At 35.1% G+C, this 1799-nt stretch carries 5 protein-coding genes; all 5 read left to right on the plus strand.

Going from position 1 to position 1799, the window contains the following annotated elements; all coding sequences use genetic code 11:
- On the plus strand, window positions 1–302 hold a 302-nt coding region (locus J582_RS24950; protein WP_032048903.1), incomplete at its 5' end, for a GGDEF domain-containing protein.
- Window positions 303–561: 259 nt separating this feature from the next.
- The gene (locus J582_RS24955) at window positions 562–849 is read left to right on the plus strand and encodes a BrnT family toxin (protein WP_023271598.1); all 288 of its coding nucleotides are present in this window, start codon (window positions 562–564) and stop codon (window positions 847–849) included.
- Window positions 836–1150, plus strand: coding sequence for a BrnA antitoxin family protein (locus J582_RS24960; RefSeq protein WP_005098515.1), 315 nt, complete (start codon window positions 836–838; stop codon window positions 1148–1150). The genes J582_RS24955 and J582_RS24960 overlap by 14 nt, the downstream gene beginning before the upstream one ends.
- A gap of 82 nt (window positions 1151–1232) precedes the next feature.
- Complete coding sequence (locus J582_RS24965; RefSeq protein ID WP_025466893.1) at window positions 1233–1568, plus strand: hypothetical protein; 336 nt, start codon at window positions 1233–1235, stop codon at window positions 1566–1568.
- Between the two features lie 49 nt (window positions 1569–1617).
- Window positions 1618–1797, plus strand: coding sequence for a hypothetical protein (locus J582_RS24970; protein WP_001231652.1), 180 nt, complete (start codon window positions 1618–1620; stop codon window positions 1795–1797).
- The last annotated feature ends 2 nt before the right edge of the window (window positions 1798–1799 follow it).

Raw genomic sequence — 1799 nt, forward strand, 5'->3', positions numbered from 1 at the left:
GTCATTTAAAAGGTGATCAGATGATTCAAGAAACAGTCCAAATTATCAAAAGAACTGTGCGCTCTAATGATTTAGTTGCACGTTTAGGAGGAGATGAGTTTGGTATTTTAAATATTGAAACTAACTTAGAAAATACTCAAAAACTAGCAAATCGAATTTCAGAATCCTTAAAACAGGCTGGAATTAATGCTGCTATTGGTGTTGCAGCACGTCAACCAGGGACGGATTTACAACAAACAGTAGTTGAAGCAGATAAGCAAATGTATAGACATAAACGTCAAATCAAAGATATGTCTCAATAAGGTAATAAAATTAAGTTTTCCTACAATTAACATAATGGGCGTTATACGAAACGCATATAAAAATAGTTTTATATTTCAAAAAGTTATGTTATAAAAAATCGGGGACGCAAACCCTAAAAGCCGACTTGGAAACAAGTCGGCTTTTTTATGAGCAGTTTTGATAGTTCTTGCCAATAAATCTGACTAAAAATTACGCTTTTCAGCTTGAGTGATACAATTTTGTGATACATTATTGTATATACAAATTTGAATGTTTTTTATGGAACAGTATTTCGAATGGGATGAGGCAAAGAATCGAAAGAATCAGAAAAAGCACGATGTCTCTTTCGAAACAGCAAGCCTTGTTTTTGAAGATCCACTGAGGATCTCAATCCAGGACAGACATACCGATGGTGAAGAACGTTGGCAAACCATTGGAAAAGTAAAAGGCGTACTAATGCTCTTAGTAGCTCACACCATCTTTGATGAAGATGACTGTGAAATCATACGAATCATTAGTGCAAGACAAGTAACTAAGGCGGAGCGAGATAGATATGAGCATGGTTAGATACTCACGCAAAGAACTGAATGAAAAATTCAGCGACAAGCAAGATGCTGAAATTCAACGCTTGCTTGCTAAGGGAACGGTTCCTGACGATCAGCTAGATCTCTCAGATATGCCTGAAATTACCGACTGGAGCAATGCTGTACGCCATAATCAATTCTATCGCCCAGTGAAGCAACAGACTTCCATTCGTTTAGATGCTGATGTACTTGCATGGTTTAAAGCTCAAGGCAAAGGCTATCAAACACGAATGAATGAAATTTTGCGGGATGCTATGCTCAAAGAATTAAAAAATCATCAGTAAAAATGGGAGCTTAAGCTCCCATTTTTGACTTCGCATAAGGTGTATTATGTTAATTTTAGGGAAATTAATCAGTTGATGAAAAATGAAAATAGGAATTTTTTGGTTTTTGCAAAAGCAAGTTATCGGCATAGCTCATCCATTCAATTTAAATGATGCAGATTCAATAGGCTTAATTGATAGTCCATATACACATGTCGATTATTGGAAAAATATGCAAAGTGTATACCCAGAACTACGTCATTATGAATATGAACAGATTCCAAGGGGTAGGGTAGTTTTCGACGCAAATAAAGAAAAAGCAATCGTGTATATGGACAAAAAATTATTTAACACAGTAACAGCCACTAAAATTTATGATTTCTTTGATATAGATTCAGAAAATGCTATTCCAAGAAAAGATCCTCACTATCGTACTTAATTGTTTAATTTAGGCTAAAATGAAATTCTCTTTTAATAGGGGTATGAAGATGAGAAAGCGTTTAAAAGACTATAGCCTTGATCAAATTTCAAATCGTGAAAAGGTTTCGGGTCAAGTATTACCAATCCAATTTAGCAATGACGAAGCGACTAAACGTGTTGTGATGCATAGTGCAAAACGAGTCATTAATCAGCATAAAGCTGAAATCCAAGAGCTTGCTTATAAATGAGT

The sequence above is a fragment of the Acinetobacter sp. 1566109 genome (assembly GCF_000582255.1).
GTDB classification, from domain to species: domain Bacteria; phylum Pseudomonadota; class Gammaproteobacteria; order Pseudomonadales; family Moraxellaceae; genus Acinetobacter; species Acinetobacter nosocomialis.